Genomic DNA, 25,984 nt, shown 5'->3' on the forward strand with positions numbered 1-25,984 from the left:
CCGCGGCGGCACCGTCCTGCTCTCCTCGCACCTGCTCCGCGAGGTCGAAGCGGTCGCGGACCGGCTCGTCGTCATCGGCGGCGGACGCATCGTCGCCCAAGGCGACAAGACCGAGCTGCTCGCCGGCGGCGGGACCCTGGTGCGCGCGGTCGACCCGGCCGGGCTCGCCGCCGCGCTGGACCGGGCCGGGCTCAAGCACACCCGCACCCAGGACGGCGCCCTGCTGGTCAGCGCGGAACCCGCCGCGATCGGGCACGCCGCGGCCGCGAACAACGCCGTCCTGCTCGAACTCCGGCCGGCCGACGGTGCCGGGCTGGAGCAGATGTTCCTCACCCTGACCGCCACCGGCGGAGCCGCTGCCAAGGAAGGCGCACGATGACCACGACGACACTGCAGACGGAGCGGCCGGGCACGGTGCCGGACGGCGCGGAGCGTACCCCCAAGAGGGTGTCGATGTTGACGTTGACCGGCGTGGAGTTGCGCAAGCTGGTCGACACGAGGGCCGGGCTGTGGCTGCTGATCATCATCGCGGCCGGGGTGGTGGCGGCCACCGCGATCCTGCTGTTCGTGGGCGGGACCGTGGGCGGGCGCACGTTCGCCGCGTTCATGGGCTTCGCGCAACTGCCGGTCAGCATCCTGCTCCCGGTGCTGGGCATCCTGGCGATGACCGGCGAGTTCACCCAGCGGACCGCGATCACCACGTTCACGCTGGTGCCGGCGCGCGGCCGGGTCATCACCGCGAAGCTGCTGGCCGCCGCGACCATCGCGGTGATCACCACGGCGCTCACGGCCGGCACGTCCGCGATCGCGAACCTGATCGCGATCGCACGCGACGAGGACGGGTCGTGGGCGATGCCGATGGCCACGCTCGCCGGATATGTGCTGGTGTCGCTCGTCTACGTGCTGATGGGCTCCGCGTTCGGCGCGCTGCTGCTCAACTCGCCGCTCGCGATCGTGCTCTACTTCGTACTCCCGATGATCCTGACCACGCTCGGCGCGATGCTCTCCTGGCTGCGCGACGCCACGGCCTGGCTGGACATGGCCACCACCTCGCAGCCGCTGACCATGCAGACCACGGTCACGGGTGATCAGTGGGCGCAGTTCGGCGTGTCCGCGCTGGTCTGGGTGGCGGTGCCGTTGGTCCTCGGCATCGTGCGGATCCTGCGGCGCGAGGTGAACTGAGCACGAAGGATTCTGACGCCACCGTCGGACATTTCGGATGATTTGTCCAAAATCTGTCCTTTCAGCCGCCAAGATGGTCCTCGCCGCTGATATGACGAGGACGGAGAATCGTGTCGGACCACAGGACAAGTGCATCGACCCGGATGGTGGTCATCGGGCTGGGCTACGTCGGGCTTCCGCTGGCCCGGCAGGCCTGCACCGCCGGGCTCGCGGTCACCGGGATCGACACCGCGCCACGGGTGGTCGCCACGCTCGGCGACGGGCAGTCGCCGGTGGGCGACGTGACCGACGCCGAGGTAGAGGCCATGATCGCCGCCGGGTTCCGCGCCACCGCGGACCCGGCCGCGGTCGGCGAGGCGGACGTGGTGGTCATCTGCGTGCCGACCGGGCTCACCCCGGACGGCGCACCGGACCTGGGCGCGGTCCGGGCAGCGACCGCCACGGCCGGCACGCACCTGCGGCCGGGGACGCTGGTCGTGCTGGAGTCGACGAGCTTCCCCGGCACCACCGAGGACGTGGTCCGGCCGCTGCTGGAACAGGCCAGCGGGCTGGTGGCGGGCGCGGACTTCTACCTCGGCTACTCGCCGGAACGGATCGACCCGGGCAACACCGAGTTCACCTTCGCGCGTACGCCCAAGGTGGTCAGCGGGTTGACGTCGCTGTGCGCGAAGCGGTGTGCCGCGTTCTACGAGACGTTGGTGGACACCGTGATCGTCGCGCCCGGCACCCGGGAGGCGGAGCTGGCGAAGCTGCTGGAGAACACGTACCGGCTGGTGAACATCGCGCTGGTCAACGAGCTGTCGATGATCTGCGACCGGACCGGCGTCGACGTGTGGAGCGTGGTGGAGCTGGCCGGCACGAAGCCGTTCGGATTCGCGTCGTTCCGCCCGGGGCCGGGCGTCGGCGGGCACTGCATCCCGGTGGATCCGCACTACCTGGCCCATTGGGTACGCCGCAGCGGCCTGGACGCGGAGCTGATCGGCACCGCGCACCGGATCAACACCCGCATGCCGGTGCACGTGGCGCGGCAGGCCGTGGCGATGCTGGACCAGGACGGCGTGCCGGTCGCGGGCGCGCGCGTGCTGCTGCTCGGCGTGACCTACAAGCCGGACGTGCCGGACCTGCGCGAGACCCCGGCCGTGTCGGTGGCCCGGGAACTGCGCGCGGCCGGCTGCCAGGTCCGGTTCCACGATCCGCTGGTCGCGGCGTTCATCGTGGACGGCGAGCCGGTGCCGCCGTCGGCGGACCTGGCCGGCTGCGACGTGGCCGTGCTGCTGCAGGACCACCGGTGCTTCGACGTGCGGCGCATCGCACGGCTCGTACCCCGGCTGCTGGACACGCGCGGGCGACTGCCGCGCCAGCACTGAGCCTCCGCGCCGCGCGGCCCTGATCGGCGGGTCAGGGCCGCCCGGCCGGCGGGCCGTCCACGAACCGTGATCGGGTCGCCACCCACCTGGTGCGAACAGCACGGTGGACGCCCCGATCACCGCAGATGCCGGGTCAGGTCCAGCGGCCGGTACCGACCGGCGCGGTCAGCCCGCCGATCCGGGCGCGCAACTCCATCCGGCGGACCTTGCCGGTCCCGGTCCGGGGCACGTCGGCCGCCGCGACCACGACCGGCGCGGCCAACCGGGGCAGGTCGGCCACCGCGGCCGCCCAGGCGTGCGCGTCGACCGTGCCGTCCGTGGTCACCAGCACCGGCACCGGCGGCGCGTCCGGCGAGGTGAGCAGCACGCACTCCTGCACCGCGGGCAGCCGCTCGTCGACCAGATCCTCGATCTCCATGCAGCTCAGGCCCGGGGCGGCGTCGACCTCCCGGTCCAGCAGCCGGAGGCCGCCGAGCCGGTCGCGCACGCCGATGTCGCCGGTGTGGAACCAGGCACCGTCGGTCTTCGCGGCCCACCGGTGCTCCTCGCCCAGGTAGCCGAGGCAGCGTGCGCCGGTCCGCGCCTGGATCAGGCCGGGGCGCCCGCGGCGTACCGGCGAGAGGGTCTTCGGGTCGACCACGCGCAGGCGGGTCTGGAACGGCACCGGCCAGCCCAGATGCCGGGTGGTCGGGTGGCGGCGCGACGGCCGGGCCAGCGCGCGCCGCGTCATCAGCCGCAGCGTCAAGGGCCCGGTCTCGGTCTGCCCCCAGCCCTGCAGCCACACCGGGAACCGGCGTGCGCTGTCGCGGAGGTAGCCGCGGACCGTGCTCGGGTGGATCGCGTCGAACGTGCTGATGAACAGGCGCGTGTTCCGGAACGCGGTGGTCTCCTCCCGCTGCCAGCGCACGTAGGTGGACGGCAGTGCCTCCACCATGGACGGACGGTGGCGCTCCAGCATCGGCAGCGCGCGGGCCGGATCCGGGTCCGTGACGATCAGCACCTCGCGCGGCTGGTGCCGGAACGCGCTGGCGGTCCAGGTGATCGCACGACCGTGCACGAACGAGATCGCGCTGGCCACCACGTCGCCGCGGTGCGCGGTCAGCACCGGCATCGGCAGCGCCTCGAAGTCCGCGATCCGCCGGATGAGCGTGGTGGTGGAGTGCACGACCAGCTTCGGCACGCCGGTCGTGCCGGACGTGTGGTTGATCGCCAGCGGCGCGTCGTCGTGCCGCCGGTGCGGTGGCGGCGCGTCGTGGCCGCGCAGGTCGTCCGCCACGATCGCGCCCGGCGTGGTCCCGGTCAGGTCGATCGCGCGCAGCGCGCTCAGGTCGCCGAGCGCGCGCAGCTGGTCGGGCATGCCGACGACCAGCGCGGGCTCCAGCCGGTGCACCAGCGTGCGCATCGTCTCCGGCGGGAGCGCGCCGGAGAGCAGCGCCGGGACCGCGCCGATCCGGGTCGCGGCGCAGGCCAGCAACGCGCCGTCCCAGTGGTTCTCCTTCACGATCGCCACCCGGTCGCCGGGCGTGGCGCCGGCGGCCGCGAGCATGCCGGCCAACTCGCGCACGAGCGCGGCCAGGCTCGCGATCGGGTGGCGCAGCCCGCCGTCCGGGTCCGCGTCGAACGGGCGGTCGAGGTGCACGACCGTGCGGGAGCCGCGCTCCTCCAGCATGTCGAAGAGCGTTCCGAAGTCCATCACGGTACGGCGACCTCCTGATTCGTCCGGCGGGCGTCCGCCAGAATGCGTTCCGCTGCCAGTTCGCCGGAGCGCGCCGCGCCCTCGCTGCTGGGCCGCAGCGCGACCCAGTCACCGGCGTAGTCGATCGGGCCCGGCGGACGGGCCAGGAACGCGGCCCGGAGCGCGAGCGCGTCCGGTCCGGGCTCGGGCAGGCCGTGGCGGAACCCGGTGACGACCGTGTGCCGTACCGCCGCGGTCAGGCCCGGGAGCACCTGCTCGGCCGCGGCCAGCAGCAGCGCGGTCACCTCCGCGTCCGGCGCGGCCAGCAGCTCAGGGACCAGCCGCGGCGCGGCCAGCACGGAGACCAGCCCGCGGCCGGCCGGCGCGCGGCCGGGGTGGCGCACGTGGTCGAACGTGAGGCCGGCGATGGTGGCGCTCTCCGTCTCCGCGACCGCCACCATGTGCGGCGGGCGCCGGGACCTGGCCGTGAGCGGCGTGTCCAGCAGGCAGCTGAGGCGCAGCACGGACGAGTAGCGGCAGGCCTCGGCGTACGCGCGCGCGTCGTCCGGCATCCCGGGGTGCAGCGTGAGCGCGATCGGCGCGGGCACCGCGAGCAGCACCGTGCGCGCGGTCAGCGTCTCGCCGTCCAGCTCCAGCCGCGCGTGCCCGGACGACAGCGCGGTGACCTGCCGGACCCGGGTGTCACGACGGACGTCGACCGTGGCGGCGATCCGGCGGGCCAGCGTGTCCATGCCGTCCGTGTAGGTGCGCCAGGCACTGGGCGGGCCGACCGCGGCCACGTTCGCCAGGAACGGCCCGGCCGACGCGCGTTCCGGCAGCCAGCCGCACATGCCGGTGGCCAACGGTTGCAGCAGCCGGTCGACCAGCTCCGAGCCGTAGACGTCGGCCAGGCCGGCCACGGTGACGTCGCCGAACGGGAACTCGGCGCGGGACCGGGACAGGTCGGCGAGCAGGCGCAGCAGCGCGATCCGGCCGCGCGGGGACAGCCCGCCCGCGGCCGGGTGGAACGGGTCGCCCAGGCCGGCGCGGATCCGGCCGTCGTGCCACGCGGCCACGCCGGCCCGGATCGACGGCACCTCGGTCGCCGGGTCGAGGCCGTGCCGCCGGATCAGCCGCCAGGTGGCCGGGTAGCCCTTCGACGAGATCATCTCGGCGCCCTCGTCGAGCAGGTAGCCGTCGACGCGCCGGGTCGCCATCCGGCCGCCGACGTGTGCCCGGGTCTCGAAGACCTGCACGGTACGGCCGGAGCGGCGCAGCACGTCCGCGGCGGCGAGCCCGGCCAGGCCCGCCCCGACGACCGCCACGTCCAGGTCGGTGTTCATCACAGTCCTCCCACGATCAGTCCGAAGGTGGTCAGCAGCACGGCCGTGAGCCGGTGCGCGTGGATGCCGGTCCGGCGCGCCGCGAGGATGTCGCCGCGCCCCCAGCCGGAGAACAGCTGCCGGGCGCGGACGATCAGCACGGGCGCGAGCAGCAGCGGGAACCAGGCCGGGCACGGGCCGGTGAACGCCGCGCCGAGGATCAGCGCGGGCTCGGCCACGGTCGCGCCGAGCACGACGCGCCGGTTCGCGGCCGGGCTGAGCAGCGCCGCCGCGGTACGACGCCCGACCGACGCGTCCCCGGCCACGTCGTTGGTGTTGGAGTAGAGCCCGAACAGCAGCGGCCCGAGCCCGAACAGGACCGCGCAGACCACCACGTGCGCGTCCGCGTGCCCGGTGACGAACACGTAGGGCGCGAGGACGACGCCGATGCCGTACCCGATGAGGGTCAGCTCCTGACCGCCGCGGTAGCTGAGCTTGAGCCCGTAGGAATATTGCGTGGAGATGACCAGGCAGAACGCGGCGATCAGCAGCGACCAGGCGGGCGCGGCCGGCGCGACCAGCCAGGCGGACAGCCAGCAGGCGGCGCCGCAGACGCCGGACCACACGCCGAACCGGCGGGCCTGCCCGACCGTCAGCTCGCCGGTGAGCAGCGGTTTGCGGGCCAGCCTGCGGGCCGGCGCGTCCGGGCCGTAGTTGCGCGCGTCGCTGCCGTCGAGATAGCCGGTGACGTCGTCGAGCGCGACACCGGAGGCGAGCACCGCGACCGTGCCGAGCCCGAAGAGCACGAGCGTGGCCAGCGCGGCCGGGTCTGTCCGGTACGCCGGGGCCAGCAGCGCCCAGACAACCGGCAGCGCGAGGTAGTAGTCGAAGACGTCGAGCTTGGCCAGCCGTGCGTAGACGCCGATCATGCCGCCATCACCGCGTCCGCGATCTTCTCCACCTGTGCGTCGGTCAGGTGCGGGTAGATCGGCAGCGCCAGGCAGCGGCGGGCCGCGTCCTCCGCGACCGGCCAGCCGGTGCGCGGCGCGGCCCACGGCGCGAACGCGGGCTGGTGCGGCAGCGCGGCCGGGTAGTAGGCGTGCGTGCCGACGCCGTGCGCGGCGAGGTGGTCGCGCAGCCGGTCCCGGTCGCCGGCCAGCAGGTTGTAGACGTAGTAGCAGCGCCCGTCCTCGGTCGCGGGCGGCGTCTCCACGGCCGGCGACGTCAGCCGCGACGTGTAGTAGCGGCCGATCGCGGCGCGCCGGTCCAGCCGCTCGTCCAGCGTGGGCAGCCGGTGCAGCAGATATCCGGCCATCAGCTCGTCGAAGCGGCTGTTGTGCCCGATCCGGTGGTGCAGGAAGCGGGTGACGCCGTCCTGGCCGTGGTTGCGCAGCATCCGCACGGCCGCGCCGATCGCCGGGTCGGTGGTGACCACGACCGCGCCCTCGCCGATCCCGCCGAACGTCTTGACCTGGACGAACGAGAACAGACCGGCGTCACCCCAGAGCCCGGCGGGCCGGCCGTGCAGCGTCGCGCCCTGTGCCACCGCGGAGTCCTCGATCAGCCGCAGGCCGTGCGCGTCCGCGATCTCCCGGAATGCCGGCATGTCCGCCATGACGGAGAACATGTGCGCCGGCATCAGCGCCCTGGTCCGCGGCGTGATCAGCGCGGCGGCCGCCTGCGGGTCCATGGTGAGGCTGCCCGGCGTGACGTCCGCGAAGACCGGGACGGCGCCGGCCGCGATGACGGCGCTCGCGAGCGGCGCGCAGCCGAACGCGGGCACGATCACCTCGTCGCCCTGGCCGATCCCGGCCGCGCGCAGGATCAGCTCCAGCGCGACCGTGCCGCTGCCGCAGGCGACCACGTCCGCGCCGTCCAGCCGGGCGGAGAGCGCGCGCTCCAGGCGCGTGACCCGCTCCCCCAGGATGAACCGCTGCCCGGGGTCGGTGCCGACCTCGTGCAGCAGCGTGTGCAGCAGGTCCCGGTCCGTGGTGAACAGGTCCGGCGGGAAGAACGGGATCATCGGTTGCCGCCCCGGTAGAAGTCGTCGATGGCGTCGCAGACCACGCCGACGTCGCCGTCCGCGAGGTCCGGGTAGAGCGGGAGCGCGAGCGTGCGGGCGCAGGCGGCCTCCGCGTGCGGGAAGTCGCCGGCCCGGTGGCCCAGGTCCGCGAAGCACGGCTGCAGGTGCAGCGGGCGCGGGTAGTAGACCTCGGTGCCGATGCCGCGCGCGGCCAGGTGCGCGGCCAGGCCGTCCCGGTCGTCCGCCTCGATCAGGTAGACGTAGAAGACCGAGCCCGTGGGCACCTTACGGATGCCGGGCGCGCCGGTCAGCCGCGCGGTGTACGCCTCGGCCAGCGCCGCGCGCCGCGCGATGTCCGCGTCGAGCCGGCCGAGCTTCGCGCGCAGCACCTCGGCCTGCAGGTCGTCCATCTTGGAGTTCGTCCCGGGCAGCGCGCTGGCGGTCGCGATCGCCGGGAAGTTGTGCAGGCTCGGGCCGGGGCGGCCGTGGTGGCGCAGCGCCGCGACCGTCTCCGCGATGTACGGGTCGTCGGTGAGCACCGCGCCCGCGTCGCCGATCGCGCCGAGCGTCTTGCTGGGGAAGAACGAGAGCACTCCTCCGGCGCCGAGCAGGCCGGCGTGCGTGCCGCGGTGGCGCATGCCGATCGCCTCCGCGCTGTCCTCGACGATGCGCAGGTCGTGCGCGCCCGCGACCGCGCCGAGCGCGTCCATGTCCGCCATCCGGCTGAACAGGTGCACCGGCATCAGCATCCGGGTGCGGCCGGTGACCGCGGCGGACGCGGCGGCCGGGTCGAGCGCGTACGTCTCCGGGTCGATGTCGGCGAAGCGCGGGCGGCCGCCGGCCAGCACGACCGCGCTGGCGGACGCCACGAAGCTGAACGCGGGCACCACCACCTCGTCGCCGGGTCGCAGGCCGGCCGCGCGCAGCAGCAGCACGAGCGCGTCGGTGCCGGAGTTGACGCCGATGACGTGCCGGGCGCCGGTCCAGGCCGCGAGGTCTGCTTCGAGCGCGGCGACGGCCCGGCCGTGGGAGAACTTCCCGCCGTCGAGCACCTCGTCCAGCCCGTCGGCGATGCGCGGCCACAGCGCCTCGAACGTGGCGCGCTGGGAGAAGAACGGGACGGGCGCCCGAGTGGACTGGATCTTCATATGGCGAAAATTCCCATACCCGCCGAATGCCGACAAGTCGACGCGCCCGCCGTTGATCAAATTTAGCTACCTAGCGCGTTCATTGTGTCACTCTGTGTATGCCGTCAGGCCGGGGTGGTGCACAGCCATCACGGCACTGCGCCGTGCCCACGCACCGGTCCGCGACGGCACGCACATCCAGCCATCAGAGAGGCAGAAACCATGTCTGCGACCGCAACCCAGAAGCAGCGCCTCGAGCAGCGCTTCCAGCTGTGGGACGCCAACGGCGACGGCGCCATCGACCGCTCGGACTACGAGGCCGAGGCGCACCGCATCCTCAAGTCGTTCCAGGAGTCGCCGACCTCGCCCAAGGGCGCGGCCGTCGTCTCGGCGTACCAGAACCTGTGGAAGATCTCCGCCGAGCAGGGCGGCATCGGGCAGGACGGCTCGCTCGACCCGGAGGCGTTCCAGAAGGCCAGCGAGGCCGCCATGCTCGACAAGGGCGACGCCGGCTTCGACCGGGCGCTGGCGCCGACGATCCAGGCCGTCGCCGACCTCTGCGACGAGGACGGCGACGGTCAGGTCGACCGCGGCGAGTTCGCCCGCTGGATCAACGCCATCGGCGTCGAGGCGGACCCGATCCAGCTCTTCAACCAGCTCGACACGAACGGCAGCGGGACCCTGACCACGGACGAGCTCGTCCAGGCGGTCAAGGACTACCACGCCGGCAACATCGACGTGCCGCTGCTCGGCCGCTGACGTAGCCGGATCCGGGAGACCCGTGCGGGTCTCCCGGATTCTCAACAGGCCCGGAACGTCACCGGCTGTTCCGGCGACAGGCCCAGGTCCGCGCCGGTCACCGGCGTCTCCGCGGCGATCACCACGTTGTAGTGGTTCGGGAAGTGGCAGGCGTCGAAACCGAGCACGGTACCGACGCGCGTCCCTCCGATGTGGACCTCGTCACCGCGGTCCAGCACGCCGCCGCACTCGATCTCCACGAAGCCCAGGAAGCCGACGCGGTCCACCGGATCCGTGCTGTTCGTGTGCCGGTGGTCCGTGGTCAGCAGCTCGTGCACCTCGCCCCGGCGCACGCACCGGCTGGCGAACGGCTCCAGCCGCATGCCGCGCTCGTCGCGCCGATGCACCAGCACCTTCACCAGCGTGCCCTCGACCGTCCTCTTCGGACCGTCCTCGATCATGTCATCACGCAACCCTCCATGCGGTACACCTCGTCGACCAGATCCAGCGCGGCCGGGCCGCCGTCCGGGGCGGGGCCGGTACGGACACGCGCGGCGAACGCGGCCACCAGTGCCTCGTACTCGTGCCACAGCGACGCCTTGAAACCGGCGTGACCGGCGAGCATGTCGGCCCGGCGGCGGGTGCCGTCGGCCAGCGTCACCTCGACGTCCTTGACCTCACCGGGGTAGGACCAGTCCAGCTCGACGCGGGCGTCGAGCGTGCCCGCCCGCAGCGTCACGGTCGCCTGCCGGTCGCAGCCGTCCGCGTCCCGGCGCACGTCCACGCCGGTCACCCGGGTGCCGGCCGGATCGCCGGCGAAAAGCCTGACCAGGTCGAACGCGTTGGGACCGTTGTCCGCCACACAACCACCGCCGCAGCGGGCCGCATCGAGGTACCAGGCGTCGCCGCCGATGTGCTCCTCGATGCGCTCCCAGTAGCGGACCGTCAGCTCACGGATCGGCACGCCCGCGGGCAGACCGGCGCGCAGCGCCAGAACCGCGTCGTTGTACCGGCGATGGAAGGCGGTGAAGAGCACGACGCCGCGCTGTTCCGCGCGGCGGGCGAGCGCGTCACCCTCGGCGGGGCGCAACGCCAGCGGCTTCTCGACGCAGACGGGCAGTCCGGCGTCGAGGAGGTCGGCGCAGATGGCCGCGTGCGTGTCGTTGGGCGTGGTGACGACGACCGCGTCCACCCCGCCGGCGAGCGCGAGCGCGGTGTGGCTGTCAAAACCACGAACATCAGGCCACGAGGGTACGGCCGGGAGCCGCGGAATCCCGGCCGTGCGGGAGGATCCGGCGACGCCGGCGGCGCTGCCCGCGCGCAGCCGGGCCGGATCCGTGTCACAGACCGCGGCGAGCCGCACGCCGGGCACGGTCTCCAGCGCGGCCAGGTAGTAGCGGCTGATCGCGCCGAGGCCGACCACCCCGACGCGCAGCGTGCTCAACCCGCCACCCCCACGGCCCCCGGCATCGCCAGGTTCTCCGCCGCCGCCAGCTGTTTCAGCTCCTCGTACAGCTGCGGGCTCAGTGGCACGCCCTCCGCCCGGCAGCGGGCCGCCCGCTCCGCCTCGTGCCAGCCCGGATAGCGCACGGCCAGGTCCCCGGACGGCGGGCAGTCCAGCAGGCTGCCGAAGAGCGCGCCCGCGTCCGCGTGCACGTCCTCCGGCGCGCGCAGGACCCCGGGCGCGATCGCCAGCACGATCATGCCGATGTCGTCGTCGCGGCCGCTCGGACCGCCGTCGCCGTCCAGCGCCTCCGGGTCCGGCCCGCGCCCGGAGCCGGAGACCAGCGCGGACAGCACCTCCACCGCGAGCGCGAGCCCGAACCCCTTGTAGGCGCCGGTCTCCGGCCGCCCGCCGAGCCACTGCAGGTGCGCCTCGCCGCGGTCGAACGCGCCCGGGTCCGTCACCGGCGTCCCGCAGTCCGTGGCCAGCCACCCGGCCGGCACCGGGTCACCGGCGCGCGCGGCGGCCCGCACCCGGCCGGTCGGCACCACGGTGGTGCTCATGTCCAGCACGAACGGCGGATGGTCGCCGGCCGGCGCGGCCACGCTGAGCGGGTTCGTGCCCAGCATCGCGACCCGCCCGCCCGGCGGACGCGCGATCCGCTGCCGCCCGCAGTTCGTGGCGATCAGCCCGACCATGCCGCGTTCCGCGATCCGCAGCGTGTGCGCGCCCGCGCAGCCGATGTGCGTCATCCCGCGCACCGAGACCATGCCGATCCCGTAGGCGGCGGCGCGCGCGACGGCCAGGTCCGCGGCGGCCCCGGCCGACCACAGCCCGAGCGTGCGCGCGGCGTCCAGGTGCACGATCGCGCCCGCGTCGGTCAGCGTGCGCGGGTCCGCCGCCGGGTCCGCACGGCCGGAGTCGAGCAGCGGCAGGTAGAGGCGGGTCAGGTTCGCCAGCCCGTGCGACGACATGCCGGTCAGGTCGCCGTGCAGCAGCGCCGCCGCGGCCGCGGACGCCCGTTCCGGCGGCACGCCCCGCCGGGTGAACACCGCGGTCACGAACCCCAGCAGCTCGGGAAGTCCGATCGTGGTCACAGCTCCTCCTCGCGCGTGCGCCGGGCGAACGCGACCAGCAGCCGCGCCACCGCCCGCGCGTGCTCGTCCAGGTCGCGCAGCTCGGCGAACTCGCCGTCCGCGTGGGCGCGGTTGCCGGCCAGGTCCCCCGGGCCGAACACCGCCGTGTACGCACCGGGCACGCCGGCCGTCCAGATCGCGTCGCAGGTGAACGCGGGCTCGTCGGGCGGCCACCAGTCCACACCGGCGTCCGCGGCCAGCGTGCGTGCCCACGGACTGTCCACGGCGGACAGCGCGGGCAGCCCGCGTTTGACCCATTCCAGCCGGGCGATCCGGGCCGCGTCCCGCGCCGTGCGCCGCATCGCCGGCACGTCCCGGAACGCGGCCGTGAACGCGCCGAGCCCGTCGGCGAACGCGCGCTCGGTCAGCTCCTCCAGCCGGCGCCCGGCCGCCGCGTCCGGGTAGGTGAGGTTCAGCAGCAGCCGCCCGGTGCCGTACACCCGGTTGTGCAGATGTCCGGTGTGCAGCCCGGCCACGCAGACCGCGCCGTCGCCCGGGTGCGCGATCGTCCCGGCCAGGTGCGCGGCCAGGTGCCCGAGCAGCACGGTCGCGTTGTGGCCGCGCTCCGGGCGGTCGTCCACGCTGTCCTCGCCGTCCGTGCGGATCAGCGCGGTCGCGGACGCGGTCGCGCGCGGCAGCAGCCGCAGGCCGGTCGGCTCGCAGAACAGGTTGAGCCGCCCGACGTGCCCGTCGCGGACCAGCAGCCGGGTGCCGAGCGTGCCCAGCGCGCCGCCCTCCTCGCCGGAGACGGCCTGGATCAGCACGCCGACCGTGCGCCCGATCGCCGGCTCGGCCGCGGCCGCGGCCCGCACGCCGGCCAGCAGCGACACTGCCGGCCCTTTCGCGTCGATCGCGCCTCGTCCGTACACCCGGCCGCCGTTGATCTTGATTTTGGGCAGCCCGGCGACCGTGTCCAGGTGCACGTTGCACATCACGGTGACGGCCCGCGGCAACGCCGGCCCCAGGCGCAGCACCATGCTCGGCTGGCCGCGCAGGAACTCCGGATCGGCTTCGGCGGCCCGCCGCGCCACCTCAGGAACCAGATCATCCACATCAGCGGGTACGGGCGAGGCGTGCCTGATCACGGCGAAGCCGATCTCCGCGGCCGCGTCCGCATAGGCACGCTGCGCCTCCCACAGGCGCGGCGGCGCGTCGCCCGGCCGCGCCTCCAGCGGGCTGACCGTCGGCAACGTGAGCAGCCGCATCAGCAGGTCACGGTCCTCGTCCCGCAGTCCGGGCGGGACAACGGGATGCTGATCGATCAAGGTCATGCGACGGACTCCTCGGGCAGCCGGGCCGCCGGCGCTTCCCGTGTGCCGGACGATGGCGGTTCCGGCGGGCCTGCCGTCCGGGGCTGCGATTCGGTGGCCGGCTGCGGCTCGCGGGCAGACGGCGGGCCGGATTCGCGGGCCGGAACCGGCTGCGGCAGGCGGGACAGCAGTGCCTCGAGCGCGCGGCCCGCGGCGAGGAAACCGGCCGTGAGCTCCGCGTCCGGCGCGGTCTCGCCGGTGTGCGGGCGCAGGCCGATGTGCGGCTCGATGGAGAGCACGCCGTCGTAGCCGGACCCGGCGAGCAGCCGCAGGCACTCGGCGACGCCGGCCTCGCCGTCGCCGGGCGGCACGTAGCGCACACCGCCCGGTGCGGATACCGCGTCCTTGACGTGTACGTGGGCCACGAACGGGACCACCTCACGCAGCAGCGCGGGCGCGTCGTAGCCGTAGGGAACGCCGTTGCCGAGGTCGAAGAGCAGGCGCAGGCCGGGGACCCGGTCCAGCAGCTCGCGCATCCGGGACGGGTCACGGGCGGCCCAGCCGGTGCAGTTCTCGTGGACGAGCGTCAGGCCGTGGGCGGCGGCGCGGCGGGCGAGCGTGGCCAGGCGGTCGATCGCGGCGCTCCCCCACCGTGCGTCCGGCAGGCCGCCGTCGGCGAACGACATCACCCGGATCAGCCGGGTGCCGAGCCGGGCACAGCGGGCCGCGAGCGTCTCCAGTTCGTCCAGGTCGAGCGCGGGGTCGCCGGTGACCGGGCGCGCGTAGTCGCCGATCCGGGAGGCGACGCACGGGACGGTCACGCCGTGCGCGTCGAGCGTGTCGGCGAGCCGGGCGACGTCGCCGGGCGGCAGGTCGGCGAGCGCGACGCCGCCGACCGTGCGCAGCTCCAGGCGCCGCCAGCCGAGCGCGGTGATCGCGGCGAGCTGGGTGGTCAGGTCGCGGCCGGCCTCGTCGCCGATGCCGCACAGCGCGGCGGTCACGACGTCGTCCCGGCGAGCCGCTTGGCGTCGGCGAGCATGCGCACGACCGCCGTGTTGATCACCAGCGCGTCGCTCGCCGGGTCGTCGCCGCCCGGCGGGTCTGCCGCGAAGCGGTCGTAGGCCTCGCGGATCGCGGTGGTCAGGCTGTCGTCCTCGAACGTGCTGTCCTGACGGTGGGGGCCGTCGCGGGTGGTGAGGCGGGCGTAGGAGTCGGCCTCGCTGCACGGGTAGAAGCCGGTGAGCGTGGTGCGGCGCAGGCCGATCTCGATGCGGCGTTCGCGGAGCGGCGCGCTCAGGCAGGACTCGATGCGGGTGCGTACGCCGGTGTCGTGCCGGACCGTCATCCAGGCGCGGCCGAGGCGCGGGCGGACCGCGGTGTCCGTGCGCAGGTCGCTCCAGCCCGCGTGGTGGACGTGGCCGGGGCCGGCCAGCGCCAGCGCGACGCCGAGCGCGTGCGGGACCTCCACGTCGAAGGCGGTGGCGTGGCCGCTGTCGGTCAGCGAGCGGGCGAACCGGGGTTTGCGCTGCACCAGGCGGATCTCGCGTAGCGCGCCCGGCCCGTCCGCGGCGATCCGGGTCGCGATCCGGCGGGTGAGCGCGCTGGACAGCCACTGGCTGACCGGCTCGATCCGCAGCCGGAGGCGCTCGGCCGTGTGCAGGAGCGCGTCCAGGCCGGCGGCGTCGTCCGCGAGCGGCTTCTCCACCAGGAAGCGGGTGAAGCCGTGCGGTGCCAGGTCCCGCAGCACGCGGGCGCGGACGCCGGGCGGTGTGCAGACGTGCACCACGGTGCGGGCCGGGTCGGTGCGCGCGGCCGCGTCGGCCGGATCGGCGCAGACGGTCACGCCGGGCAGGTGCCGGGGTGCGCGCGGGTCGAGGCCGAGCACGGGCTCGTCGTACCCCGGATGGATCTTGTGAATCGCCGGTAGGTGCAGACCGGTCCCGGACCGGCCGAGACCCACGATCACCGTGCGCAGCATGTCATCGCCCTCTTCGCAGTCATGATCACCATACTGTCCGTATAGTCCGCTTTAACGCGATTTAGGAGGATTTGAGGGAAATGTCGGTGCTGGACGTAAGGACAGCGAGCCCGGAGGCCTACGGCGCGATGGCGGCGCTCTCCGAGGTGGCGCAACGAGGACTGGACCCGGAGCTCGCGGCGCTGGTCAAGCTGCGGGTGTCGCAGGTCAACGGCTGCGGCTTCTGCGTGGACATGCACGCGGCCGAGGCGCGCGCGGCCGGCGTGCACGCGCGCAAGCTGGACGGGCTGGCGGCGTGGCGGCGCACGCCGTTCTTCGACGAGGCGGAGCGGCACGCGCTGGCGCTCGCGGAGGAGGTCACCACCGCGACGCACCACGCCGGCCCGGAGCGGGCGCTGCGCGCGGCGTCCGGCCACTTCGACGCCGCCACGCTCGCGAGTCTGCTGTGGACGATCTCCGCGGTCAACGCGTGGAACCGCATCGCGACCGCCACCGAGACCGTGCCCGCGCCGCTCGCGCCCGTGCCCGCCTAGTCCGTTCGATGGATCATCACCAGAAGTGATGATCCATCTTAATCACTGCACGGCCGGCGATCCGACTGATCAGGAGCGGGACCGGCCTGCACCGATCCGCAGCGTGGGCGATCACGCCGCGCGGCGGAACGTCTCGCGGTACGCGGCCGGCGTGGTGCCCAGCGCGGCCCGGAACCGGCGGCGCAGATTCACCGCGGACGACAGGCCGACCCGCGCCGCGATCGCGCCGACCGGCAGATCGGTCTCCTCCAGCAGCGCCCGGGTGGTCGCGATCCGGCGGTCGAGCAGCCAGCGGCCGGGCGAGACGCCCAGCTGGTCGGTGAAGTGCCGGGAGAGCGTGCGCGGTGACAGGCCCGCGCGGGCGGCCATCTCCTCGATGGTCAGTGGCAGGCACAGCCGCGCGGTGATCCAGTCGAGCAGCGGCGCGAGCGAGTCGGGCACCGGCCCGGTCGTCGGCAGCCGCGGGAACTGGCGCTGGCTGCCCTCCCGTTGTGGCGGCGCGGACAGCTGCCGGCCGATCCGCATCGCCAGCGCCGCGCCGTGCTCGCGCCGCACCTGGTGCAGGCACAGGTCGACGGTGGTCGCCGACGCGCCGGCCGTGGCCACGTCCCCGTGATCGACGAAGAGCACCGACGCGTCCGCCCGGACCAGGGGGTACCGGACGGCCAGCTCGGCGGTCATCTCCCAGTGCACGGCCGCGGCCCGCCCGTCCAGCAGACCCAGAGCCGCCGGAACGTACACGCCGGAGCAGATCGCCACGATCCGCGCGCCCCGGCGGTGCGCGTCCAGGACCGCGGCGCCGACGTCGCCGGGGACGTCCGGCCCGGCGCACCAACCGGTGATCAGCACGGTGTCCGCCGCGACCAGTGCTTCCAGCCCGCGGTCGACGATCACGTCAACCCCCATGGTGGTACGGACCGGGCCCGGCCGCGCCGCGCAGAGCGCGAAGTCGTAGTGCGCCGGGATGTCCGGCCCGTGATCGCCGAAGACGGCGGCGGCGCTGGTCACCCGGTACAGCTCCAGCGGCGGATCGACCAGCGCGACGACACGGTGCCCCATGGCGTGAATGTACCCACCCACGTCCGGCTGGGCGCCTGTGGCCGGGCCGCCGCATGCCCAGAATGGATCACCATGCACACCGCACCACTCGCGGCCGGCCCGGACCGGCTGTGGACCCGCAACTTCACGCTCTACTTCGGCGCCCGCGCCGTCTCCCTGCTCGGCGACGCGATGCTGCCGGTCGTCACCGCGCTCGCGGTCGGCGCGATCCACGGCGTGTCCGGTGTCGGCTCCGTGCTGGCCGTCTGGACCGCGCCGTTCGTGCTCTTCGTGCTCTTCGGCGGCGTCTTCGCCGACCGGATCGGCGCCCGGACGATGATGATCGGCGCGGACGCGGTCCGGCTCGCCACCCAGACCGTCGTCGCGGTGGCCTTCCTCACCGGCACGCCGCCGCTGTGGCTGCTGATGGCCACGTCGTTCCTGGCCGGCGTCGCCGCCGCAATGTTCCAGCCCGGCGTGAACGGCCTGGTCCCGCTGGTCGCCGCGGACCCGCAGCGCGCCAACGGCACCCTCAAGATCGCCGACGCCGCCACCCAGGTCGGCGGCCCTGTCCTGGCCGGGCTGCTGATGGTGCTGGCCGGCGCCGGCACCGTCTACGCCGTGGACGCGGCCACGTTCCTGATCAGCGGACTCTGCCTGCTGTTGTTGCGCCTCCCCGGGCGTACCCCCGTGGTGGGTCGTTTGTCGGTGGTGAGTGATCTGCGTCGTGGATGGTCGGAATTCCGGAGCCGGGCCTGGATGTGGTCGGTGATCCTGATCTGGGTCTTCTTCGGCATGCTGGTCTTCGGCCCGTACGTGCCGCTCGGCTCCCGCCTGGTCGGTGAGCGGCTCGGCGACGTCGCGTTCGCCTGGGTGATGGCCGGCCTCGGTGCCGGCACCGTGCTCGGCGGCCTGATCGCGATCCGGCTCCGGCCGTCACGCCCGCTTGCCGCAGGCGGCATCGCGATGTCCGGGTTCGCGTGCATCCCGCTGTCGGTGGCGCTGGAACTGCCGCTGCCGCTGCTGATGGCCGGCCACCTGATCGGCGGCGTGGCCTGGGCATTCTGGTCGGTGATGTGGTCGACCAGCGTGCAGACCCAGGTGGCGCCGGACGTGCTCAACCGCGTCACGGCGTACGAGGTGGCCGGCTCGGTCTCCGGGGTGGCGATCGGCCAGGCCTTGGCCGGCCCGGTCGCCGGCGTCGTCGACCCGCGCGACCTGCTGCTCCTCTCCGGCGCCGTGAGCGTCGCGGTCTGCGCCGCCCTGCTGCTCACTCCGGCGATCCGCGGCCTGCGGCGGGCCGGGCCGCCGGCCGCGGCCCCGAGCCTGCCGCTGCCCGGCGCGCCGAGGCGTCCCCCAGGTCGCCGGCGACGATGAGGGACGCCTCGATCTCTACGGGGCGGGCCGCCGGGCGCTGGCGGAGATCATCACCTGGGAAAGCCAGGAGTTCGCCGGGTCGTCGAGCTCGGCCAGCGCGGCGTCCAGCTCGTGCGCCTCCAGGTCGCCGGCGCCCAGCATGGCCGGGGCGAGGTGTCGCAGCCACAGCGCGTACCAGCGGGATTGCGGGGTTCCGCCGGTCACCACGTGCGCGCGGGCCTCGGTGCGCACGTCCACCAGCCCGGCGCCGGTCAGCAGCGCGGCGTCACGCAGGCCGCAGCGCGGGTCGTAACCGGCCACGGCCATGGTCCGGTAGGCGGCGCGCTTGGCCCGGCCCAGGAAGCCCTCCCGGTCCGGGTGACTGAACAGCGACGCGGTGTCCGTGTCCTCCAGCACCAGCACGCCGCCGGGGCGCAGCGCGGCGGCCAGCCGGGCCGTCACCTCCGCACGCGCGGGCAGGTGCTGCATGACCAGGCGCGCGTGCACCAGGTCGAAGCCACCGGCCGGCGGCGCGTCGCTCAGCAGGTCGTGCGCCAGCACCGTGACACCGCGGCCGGTCAGGTGCCGCAGCCGGTCGGCGCGCAGGTCCGTGGCGACCACCTGCGCGCCGCGGTCGGCCAGCCACGCCGCGATCGAGCCGCGGCCGGCGCCGGCCTCCAGACAGGACCAGCCGGGGCCGACGCCGAGCGCGCCGAGCCGGTCGGCGGTGCCGGGGTCCCAGAGCAGCTCGCCCAGGCGCAGCCGCTCCTCCTCATCGGAAAACCCGGTATCAAACACGTAGCAGGCTTCTGCGGTGCTATAACCCATTGCATCCGTATACAGCCATTTGGAGAGCTATGTCCAGATATCGGTGGGCGCTCAGCCACCCGGGGATCAGCCGCATCCGTCACGAGATCGCGCCCGTGCGCGCGCAGGTCACCGCGCACCCGCTCTACCGCAGGCTGGACGACGCGGACGCGATCGCGCGCTTCACCACCCATCACGTGTACGCGGTCTGGGACTTCATGTCCCTGCTCAAGAGCCTGCAGAGCGAGCTGACCTGCGTCAGCGTGCCGTGGCGGCCGACCGGCTCACCCACCGCGCGCCGCCTGATCAACGACATCGTGCTCGCGGAGGAGAGCGACGAGATCGACGGCGAGTTCATCAGCCACTTCGAGCTGTACCGGCGCGGCATGACCGGCCTCGGCGCGGACACCGCACCGCTGGACGACTTCCTGCACCGGATCGAGGCCGGCGCCCACCCGGTCGCCGCGCTCACCGCGGCCGGCGCGCCGGCGACCGCGGCCGAGTTCGTCGGCGAGACGTTCGACATGATCGCCACGCTGCCGGTGCACGCGCGGGCCGCCGTGTTCGCGTTCGGCCGCGAGGATCTGATCCCGCCGATGTTCGCCGAGGTGCTGGCCGCGGAGGCGGACCCGCGCAGCGCCGTGTTCCGCACCTACCTCGCCCGGCACATCCAGGTGGACGAGGAGGAGCACGCGCCGATGGCCATGCAGATGATCGCCGACCTGTGCGGCGATCACGACACCGCCTGGCGGGAGTGCGCGACCGCGGCCCGGCGCGCGCTGCAGGCCCGGCTCCGCTTCTGGGACGGCGTGCTGGCCGCGCTGCCCGAGACCGCGCTGGTCTGAGACCGTGCCGGGCGCCGCCACGGTGTGACGGCGCCCGGCCGGCTCAGTACTGCGCGCTGATCACGACGCGGCGGTTGCGCTTCTGGTTCTTCTCGTCGACCGGGTCGACCGGGCCCTTGCCGACGGTGATGATTTTGACGTTGACGCCGAGCGAGCGCAGGTACTTGCGGACCGCGTTCGCCCGCTGCCTGGCCAGGGCCCGGTTCGCCCGGTTGGCGGCCTTCGACGTCAGGTCGGTCTGCGTGTAGCCGGTGATCGTGATGACCTTCGCGGTCTTCAACGAGCTCGCCAGGTTCCGCAGCACGGTCTTCGCATTCGGGCGCAGCTTCGCCGAGTTGTACGGGAAGATGAACGACCGCAGCGTGACCGTGTTGCCGACCGGCTTGGTGGTGGTGATGCTGGTCGCGGTGCAGGTGTCGTTCAGCGTGATCCAGTTGGTGTCGCTGACCGTGGAGCCGTTCGGTGCGGTGCCGGTCAGGATCAGCTGGTGCAGGCCGCTGGACACGCACGCCTTGCCCGGCATCGTGATGATCGCGGTGAAGTCGCCGTTCCCGTCGGTCTTGCCGGCCGCGATCGTGATCGGGTCGGACCGCATCTGCAGCACGTAGTCCGAGGCCGGTTGCAGGCCACCGCCGGTCAGCTGCGCCTTCGCGCCGACCAGTTTCGTGTCCACGTCGAGCTTCAGGTCCAGGTTGAGCCGGACCGGCTCGCCCGGCACGGTGCTGGTCGGCACCGGCACCGGCACGACCGTGGGCGCCGGGCTCGTGGTCGGGAGCGGGCTGCCGGACGGCGTCGGCGTGCCGATCGGGCTCGGCGTGGCGGAGGCCGTGGCGGTGGGCGTGACGGACGGCGTGGCGACCGGGGTCTCCACCGGCGGGAGCGGCGACGGGCTCACGGTCGTCGGCGTCGGGCTCGGGCTCGGGGTGACCGGGTCGACCGGCGTCGGCGGCTCCGGCGTCACCACGACCGGCTCCGGGACGTAGCTGAACGTGGCGGCCGCCTCCGCGGTGCCGGCGACCAGCGTGATCGGCACGGTGTAGGCGACGTTGGACGGCGGCGCGGTGAACGTCAGCTTCGTGCCGTCCTCGTTGACCACGAAGTCGGGCGCGCGCAGCGTCCGGTCACCGAACCGGACCGCGGTGACGTTGCCGAGCAGCGTGCCGGTGATGGTGACCGCGGCGCCCTGCGGGATGTAGGTGTAGTTCGGCGACAGGTCGGTGATGGTCGGCGGCACCGGCGTGATCAGCAGCGTGCCGCCGACGTAGACGAAGCTGCCCGGGTTGCTGTAGGAGGCGTCGACCGCCTCGTCGTTCAGCGTGCCCGCGACCGGCACGATCCGGTACCGGCCCGGGTCGGTCGGCGGCGAGAGCAGCAACTCCTCGTCCAGGTAGTACTGGTAGTCGATGCCGGAGACGCTGTCGCCCTCGAACAGGCCGGCGACCTGCGCGGACGGCGACAGCGGGTCACCCTGCGCGACGGTCAGGTCGTCCGCGATGACGGAGATGGCCTGCGGTGCCGCGAAGACCGGGAACTCGATGGTCTCGGTGGTGCCGGCCGGGTCCGTGGCCGCGACCGCGGCGGTGTAGTTGACCGAGGCCGCCTGGGTGCCGTGGATGATGCAGGCGCCGCCGGTCAGGCCGGTGACCTGGGTGCCGGAGATCGTGCAGACCGACGGCGTGGCCGAGGTGAGCACGACCTGCGCCAGGCCGGCGCCGTCGACCGGCGCGCCGCCGCGGGTGTCCGTGACGGTGGCGGTGATCGTGGCGTGCGGGTTCTGGCTGATCAGCACGGACGGCGGGCTGACCGACAGCGTCAGCATCGCGCCGGCCTTGGTGATGGTGCCCTTGAACGTGGGCCGCGGGTTGGTCAGCGTGTAGTTGCGGGCCGTGCCGCCGGTCAGCGTCAGGTCGCTCGCGAGCGAGACCGTGCGGTTCGTGCCTGGTGCCGCGTCCGGGTAGGTCGCGCCGCCGCTGCCGGAGTCGATGCCGACGTCGTCACCGGGGACCGCGCCGGAGAAGACCGGCTCGCCCGGGTGCGCCACGTCGTTGCCGTCGTAGACCTTGTCCGCGCGGGCCGCGGTGACGGTCAGGTTCTTCGGGTTGATGGTGATCCGGACCGCCGGGCGGGTGGCCGCGTAGTAGACGGCACGGTCGGTGCCGCTCGTCTTCATCTCGAACGACTTGACCCGGACGTCCCAGGCCGCCTTGACCGCGTTGTCCGCCCCGCACTCGCCCCAGGCCACGTTCTTCGGCAGGCCGGTCTCCCAGCCCCATTCGCCCTGCTCGGAGCAGGTGGAGTTGCGGTACTCCCAGGTCACGGCCGTGATCGGGTCGGTGGTGCTGCTCGGCGTGTACGTGAAGTCGGACGGTTGCAGCTGCCCCTTGTACGTGAAGGTGGCGCTACCGACGATCTTCGGGGTGACCGTGATCGGCGTGCCGGTGATCGTGATGTGCACCGGCGCCGGGTTCTGCGTCCAGAGGTAGCGGTCGCCGGCGTAGGTGGCCGCGCCACGGTTCACCCGCACGTACCAGTCACCGGCCGCGACCGGGATGCCGCTGCGCACGGAGCTGTTGAAACCCGCGTCCGAGGAGTACTCGTAGCCGCCCGGCGAGGTGGCCGTGAACGGGTTCGCGCCGTAGAAGCCGGCCGTGGTGTAGCCCGGCGTGTACGTCGTCCCGGCCGGCACGGTCAGCGGGTTCGTGCTGTTGTTGACCGTGGTGGTGACCGTGGGCGTGACCGCGCAGAGGAAGCCGATCAGCCGGTCCGCCAGCCCGTCGTCGGCCGGATCCACCTTGATCATCTTGGAGCCCCACGCGTTGGACAGCGGGGTCGCCAGGCTGCTCATGCTGAAGACGATCTCGCCGGGGTTCCAGCTGATCGGCGTGACCGCGACCCCGTCCACCGTGACCGTGCCGGTCGTCTCGCCGAACGCGTTGCCGCTGTTGGAGAGCGTGACCGAGGCCGGGTTCAGGGTGACGTTGCCGGAGGCGGGCGCGGAGGTCTTCATGCAGAACCCGTGGTACGGGGACGCCGCGACCGTCAGGCCCTCGTCGAGGTACTCCAGGCCCTGTTCCCGCGCGACCGAACCGACCGGCGTGATCACCTCGACCCGTTTCCAGCCGGGATCGGTGAGCGAGCGCGGCGCGGCGAACGTCAGCGACGTGGCGGTGACCGAGCCCGGCGTCACCGTGACCGGCTCGTCCTCCGCGCTGGTGCCCGGGTAGACGCGCACGGCCGTGGCGCCGGTCAGGTTCCGCCCGCTCAGCGTGAACGTGTTCGTCGGGTCGCTGCCGGGCAGGAACTGGTTCGGTGCCGGGTGCGACAGCGCGGGGTCGGCCACGATCCGGGTGATCGCGGGCCGGGCCAGCGCGCCGATGTACTGCAGCGCGACGTCCCGCGTCGCGGTCAGCGTCGCCCCGGCCGGGGTGATCACGGCCGACACCGGTCCGGCGCCGACCATCGGCGGTGCGGCGAACGTGATCAGCGTGTCCGACCAGCTCGTCGGCGTCACGTTCGCGCCGCCGACCGTGAGGCTGCCGGAGCCGCCGAAGCCGCTGCCCTGCACCCGGACCCGGGTGCCGCCCGCGATCGGCACGGTCAGCACGCCGCCGGAGTCCTCGATGTTCTCGTCCGCGTTGACGTAGATGGCCTCCAGCGGGTCCGAACCGAAGTAGCTGATCGTCGGCCCGGTGATCCGCACCGTGCTCTTGAACGAGGTCGGCGACCCGCCCGGCGTGACCGTCACCGTGATCGGGCCGGCAACGGAGGTCGGCACCGCGACGCCGCTGATCATCGTGCCGCCGTTGGTGCTGGTGTACGTGACCGTGTTGCCGGTACCGACCTTGACCGTGCCACTGGCACCGAAGCCGCCGCCGGTGATGGTGACCGTGGCCGCGCCGCCGGTGGCGTACGACGGGATCGTGCCCGGCGAGACCGAGGCGATCCCGTTGTCCGGCAGCACGGTCAGCGCACCCACGGAGGTCCGCAGGCCGGTGACCGCGCCGACGGTCACGTCCTTCGGCCCGGGGCCGTCCACCGCGGGAATCTCCGCGACGATCGCCGTGGACGTGGAGGACAGCACCCGCGCCCAGACGCCGCCGATGCTGACGCCGACGGTGCCGGCCGCGCCGAAGTTCGTACCGTTGATGGTGATCTCGTCGCCGGAGGCGCCGGACGACGGACTGAGACCGGAGATGACCGGCAGCGTGCCCGCCGCGACCAGCGTCAGGCTCGACGGCGCGGAGATGCCGCCACCCAGCGCGGACGAGACCTGCACGTCGACCTGCCCCGGGCCGGTCAGCGTGAGCGGCACGACCGCGGTGAGTTTGGTGTCGCTGATCCGCGTCACGTACGGCGACTTGACGCCGCCGATGATCACGGTCGGCTTGCCGGACAGCCCGAAACCGCTGCCGGTCAGCGTGAGCACCGATCCCCCGCCGGCAGCCACCGAGGCCGGCGCGATCGAGGCGACGGCGGGCTTCGCGGCGTACGTGAACGGCGTGGCGACCTTGGACGTGCCCATCGGCGTCGTGACCGTCACCGTCGCCGGGCCGGGCGTGCCGCTCGCCGGCACGGTGTAGTCGATCACGTCGAGGCCGTTGAAGTACACGTTCACGTCGTCGGAGTCGTAGTGGTTCGCGTCGACGATGGTCGAGACCTGCGCGGAGACGCCGCCGATCTTCACGTCGGGCGCGCACTCGCCGCACATCAGGTAACGACCGCGGACCCGCAGCGTCGTGCCGCCGGTGAGCGGGCCGCCCAGCGGCGAGATGCTCACGTTCGCCGGGACCGGCGCCTTCCAGGTGATCTGCTTGGTCGCCAGCTGCTCACAGCCCTCGTACTCGCTGCCGCCGCTCAGCGCCGCCGCGTCGTCGTGGAGTTCGCAGCGGGCCACGTGCACGGTACGCGGGCCGTCACCGTCCCACGGCTCGGTCCGCCAGATCGGGAAGTCCGGGTAGACCGTGACCGTGCCCTCGCCGGTGTAGCCCCACCAGTCCAGCTCCAGCTCGCGGCCCTTGGCGTCGCTGATCCAGTAGGCCAGCGACGCACCGGCCACCACGCCCGGTCCCTTGACCGTGATCGGCGAGCCGACCGTGACCGTGGACGGGGCGTCGATGCTGGTCACGCTGTACGCGTTGGTGTAGGTGATCGCGTCCTTGCTGGTGCCCCAGCCGGTCAGCGTCGTCCAGAACTCACTGCATCGCGTGCGGATCCTCAGGTCCGCGGTGCCGGGCTTGAAGTCGGTCGCGGGAGGCAGGTCCACCAGCAGCCGGTCCACGCCGGTGTCCGGATCGGTCGTGACGGTCAGCAGCTCGGCGCGGTTCTCCCCGACGTACACGCGCGGGTTGCTGCACTCCTCGATCTTGGTCGCGTTGCGCACCGTGATCGTCGAACGGCCGCCGCCGAGCACCGTGGTCGTGGTACGGCCGATGTCGATGATCTGCGGGCTCGGGGCCGCGTCCCGCCACAGCGTCACGTGGTAGACGCGGGTGGTCGTGGTGTCCGCCGCGGTCACGGTGAGGACCAGGTCGTTCTGGCCGCGGACCGGCTCCAGCTCGCCGTCGCCGTCGGTGAGCGAGACCGGCACGCCGTTCAGCGTCGCCGCGGTCGTCGCGCCCGGCGTGCGGGGGTTCGTCTCCAGCGTGACCGTGCTCTGCGCGGTCACCACGTGGTAGTGGTAGCGGTCCGGGTCGAACGCCGGGGCCAGCGACGTCGTCTCGCCGTGGTGGAGGTAGATCTGGTCCAGCGCGGCGTCGGCCGACGGCATGGTGAGCGCGGACGCGCCGCCCGGCTCTGCCTCGACGGTGGTGGCGTCGTCGCCGGACCCGGGCTTGGTGGCGCCCCAGATGGAACCGGCCGGGCGGGGCTCGCCGCCGGGCCAGCCGACCGGGCGCTTCCGGGCCGGCGCGTCATCGTCGTCGTCATCCGGCACCGCGGCCTGCACGACCGGTCCGGCGGCCGGTGGCGCGGCCTGCGCTCCGGGCGGCGGCACCACCAGCAGGCCCGCCACCAGCACACCCAGCGCGGAACAGACCGCGCCCCTCGACAATGTGATCATCCCCGTGCCCCCGCCCGCGAGATCCGCAACAATCGCATCCTGCCGGATCGCCGCTTTTTATACGTCTTTTTCGGGGAAATGCCGGGTGGCTGTATCGGCATTCGG

Annotated in this window: 20 protein-coding genes and 1 pseudogene; 7 read left to right on the forward strand and 14 right to left on the reverse strand. The window is 73.6% G+C overall.

Translation table 11 applies throughout. The features are described from left to right. The 3 genes and pseudogenes from OP04_RS54760 to OP04_RS23500 all read left to right on the forward strand — a co-directional run. Positions 1-379, forward strand: a pseudogene (locus OP04_RS54760) (ABC transporter ATP-binding protein); the annotation flags it as partial. Continuing rightward, positions 376-1,182: an ABC transporter permease gene (locus OP04_RS23495; RefSeq protein ID WP_033341988.1), complete on the forward strand. Its 807-nt coding sequence runs from the start codon at positions 376-378 to the stop codon at positions 1,180-1,182. The pseudogene OP04_RS54760 and the gene OP04_RS23495, both read left to right, overlap by 4 nt. A gap of 143 nt (positions 1,183-1,325) precedes the next feature. Beyond that, on the forward strand, positions 1,326-2,549 hold the full coding sequence (locus tag OP04_RS23500; RefSeq protein ID WP_033341989.1) for a nucleotide sugar dehydrogenase: 1,224 nt from the start codon (positions 1,326-1,328) through the stop codon (positions 2,547-2,549). 133 nt (positions 2,550-2,682) lie between these two features. Here OP04_RS23500 and OP04_RS23505 read toward each other — a convergent pair whose 3' ends face one another. The 5 genes from OP04_RS23505 to OP04_RS23525 are packed head-to-tail and all read right to left on the reverse strand — an operon-like array spanning position 2,683 to position 8,717. Further along, the gene (locus OP04_RS23505; protein WP_033341990.1) at positions 2,683-4,242 is read right to left on the reverse strand and encodes a class I adenylate-forming enzyme family protein; all 1,560 of its coding nucleotides are present in this window, start codon (positions 4,240-4,242) and stop codon (positions 2,683-2,685) included. Beyond that, positions 4,242-5,567, reverse strand: a complete 1,326-nt coding sequence (locus OP04_RS23510; protein ID WP_033341991.1) for an NAD(P)/FAD-dependent oxidoreductase — start codon at positions 5,565-5,567, stop codon at positions 4,242-4,244. The genes OP04_RS23505 and OP04_RS23510 overlap by 1 nt, the downstream gene beginning before the upstream one ends. Further along, on the reverse strand, positions 5,567-6,475 hold the full coding sequence (locus OP04_RS23515) for a UbiA family prenyltransferase (protein ID WP_033341992.1): 909 nt from the start codon (positions 6,473-6,475) through the stop codon (positions 5,567-5,569). Before OP04_RS23515 ends, OP04_RS23510 begins: the two co-directional genes overlap by 1 nt. Beyond that, positions 6,472-7,569 (reverse strand): DegT/DnrJ/EryC1/StrS family aminotransferase, encoded by a 1,098-nt coding sequence (locus OP04_RS23520; protein ID WP_033341993.1) that lies wholly within the window; start codon positions 7,567-7,569, stop codon positions 6,472-6,474. The genes OP04_RS23515 and OP04_RS23520 overlap by 4 nt, the downstream gene beginning before the upstream one ends. Then, positions 7,566-8,717, reverse strand: coding sequence for a DegT/DnrJ/EryC1/StrS family aminotransferase (locus OP04_RS23525; RefSeq protein WP_033341994.1), 1,152 nt, complete (start codon positions 8,715-8,717; stop codon positions 7,566-7,568). Before OP04_RS23525 ends, OP04_RS23520 begins: the two co-directional genes overlap by 4 nt. A 201-nt stretch (positions 8,718-8,918) precedes the next feature. Here OP04_RS23525 and OP04_RS23530 point away from each other — a divergent pair, with 201 nt between their 5' ends. After that, on the forward strand, positions 8,919-9,455 hold the full coding sequence (locus tag OP04_RS23530) for an EF-hand domain-containing protein (RefSeq protein ID WP_033341995.1): 537 nt from the start codon (positions 8,919-8,921) through the stop codon (positions 9,453-9,455). Positions 9,456-9,496: 41 nt separating this feature from the next. Here OP04_RS23530 and OP04_RS23535 read toward each other — a convergent pair whose 3' ends face one another. Genes OP04_RS23535 through OP04_RS23560 form a run of 6 tightly spaced genes read right to left on the reverse strand, consistent with a single transcriptional unit; the run spans position 9,497 to position 15,242 of the window. Next, a complete protein-coding gene (locus tag OP04_RS23535) occupies positions 9,497-9,895 on the reverse strand; it encodes a DUF6917 domain-containing protein (protein WP_033341996.1) in 399 nt (132 codons plus the stop codon). Beyond that, on the reverse strand, positions 9,892-10,878 hold the full coding sequence (locus OP04_RS23540) for a Gfo/Idh/MocA family protein (RefSeq protein ID WP_033341997.1): 987 nt from the start codon (positions 10,876-10,878) through the stop codon (positions 9,892-9,894). The genes OP04_RS23535 and OP04_RS23540 overlap by 4 nt, the downstream gene beginning before the upstream one ends. Beyond that, positions 10,875-11,975 carry an Ldh family oxidoreductase gene (locus OP04_RS23545; protein ID WP_051798777.1) on the reverse strand — a complete coding sequence of 367 codons (1,101 nt, stop codon included), beginning with the start codon at positions 11,973-11,975 and terminating at the stop codon, positions 10,875-10,877. Before OP04_RS23545 ends, OP04_RS23540 begins: the two co-directional genes overlap by 4 nt. Continuing rightward, entirely contained in the window at positions 11,972-13,285 is a 1,314-nt protein-coding gene (locus OP04_RS54765; RefSeq protein ID WP_051798779.1) for a M20/M25/M40 family metallo-hydrolase, read from the reverse strand. The genes OP04_RS23545 and OP04_RS54765 overlap by 4 nt, the downstream gene beginning before the upstream one ends. Beyond that, positions 13,282-14,265: a sugar phosphate isomerase/epimerase family protein gene (locus tag OP04_RS23555; protein ID WP_063746669.1), complete on the reverse strand. Its 984-nt coding sequence runs from the start codon at positions 14,263-14,265 to the stop codon at positions 13,282-13,284. Before OP04_RS23555 ends, OP04_RS54765 begins: the two co-directional genes overlap by 4 nt. Beyond that, entirely contained in the window at positions 14,262-15,242 is a 981-nt protein-coding gene (locus tag OP04_RS23560) for a Gfo/Idh/MocA family oxidoreductase (RefSeq protein ID WP_033341998.1), read from the reverse strand. The genes OP04_RS23555 and OP04_RS23560 overlap by 4 nt, the downstream gene beginning before the upstream one ends. Before the next feature lie 80 nt (positions 15,243-15,322). Here OP04_RS23560 and OP04_RS23565 point away from each other — a divergent pair, with 80 nt between their 5' ends. Continuing rightward, on the forward strand, positions 15,323-15,775 hold the full coding sequence (locus tag OP04_RS23565) for a carboxymuconolactone decarboxylase family protein (protein ID WP_033341999.1): 453 nt from the start codon (positions 15,323-15,325) through the stop codon (positions 15,773-15,775). A 111-nt stretch (positions 15,776-15,886) separates the two neighbouring features. On the opposite strand, the gene OP04_RS23570 is transcribed toward OP04_RS23565, so the two are convergent. Next, on the reverse strand, positions 15,887-16,834 hold the full coding sequence (locus OP04_RS23570) for a GlxA family transcriptional regulator (protein WP_033342000.1): 948 nt from the start codon (positions 16,832-16,834) through the stop codon (positions 15,887-15,889). A gap of 72 nt (positions 16,835-16,906) precedes the next feature. On the opposite strand from OP04_RS23570, the gene OP04_RS23575 reads away from it, so the two are divergent. Beyond that, a complete protein-coding gene (locus OP04_RS23575) occupies positions 16,907-18,190 on the forward strand; it encodes an MFS transporter (RefSeq protein WP_051798781.1) in 1,284 nt (427 codons plus the stop codon). A gap of 15 nt (positions 18,191-18,205) precedes the next feature. Here the strand turns inward: OP04_RS23575 and OP04_RS23580 are convergent, their stop codons facing one another. Then, positions 18,206-18,967: a class I SAM-dependent methyltransferase gene (locus OP04_RS23580; RefSeq protein ID WP_051798783.1), complete on the reverse strand. Its 762-nt coding sequence runs from the start codon at positions 18,965-18,967 to the stop codon at positions 18,206-18,208. Between the two features lie 59 nt (positions 18,968-19,026). Here OP04_RS23580 and OP04_RS23585 point away from each other — a divergent pair, with 59 nt between their 5' ends. Then, entirely contained in the window at positions 19,027-19,821 is a 795-nt protein-coding gene (locus OP04_RS23585; protein WP_033342001.1) for a DUF3050 domain-containing protein, read from the forward strand. 43 nt (positions 19,822-19,864) lie between these two features. Here OP04_RS23585 and OP04_RS23590 read toward each other — a convergent pair whose 3' ends face one another. Next, a complete protein-coding gene (locus OP04_RS23590) occupies positions 19,865-25,879 on the reverse strand; it encodes an IPT/TIG domain-containing protein (RefSeq protein WP_157240225.1) in 6,015 nt (2,004 codons plus the stop codon). Between the last annotated feature and the right edge of the window lie 105 nt (positions 25,880-25,984).

Origin of the sequence: Catenuloplanes japonicus, from assembly GCF_000717135.1 — a bacterium.
GTDB classification, from domain to species: Bacteria; Actinomycetota; Actinomycetes; order Mycobacteriales; family Micromonosporaceae; genus Catenuloplanes; species Catenuloplanes japonicus.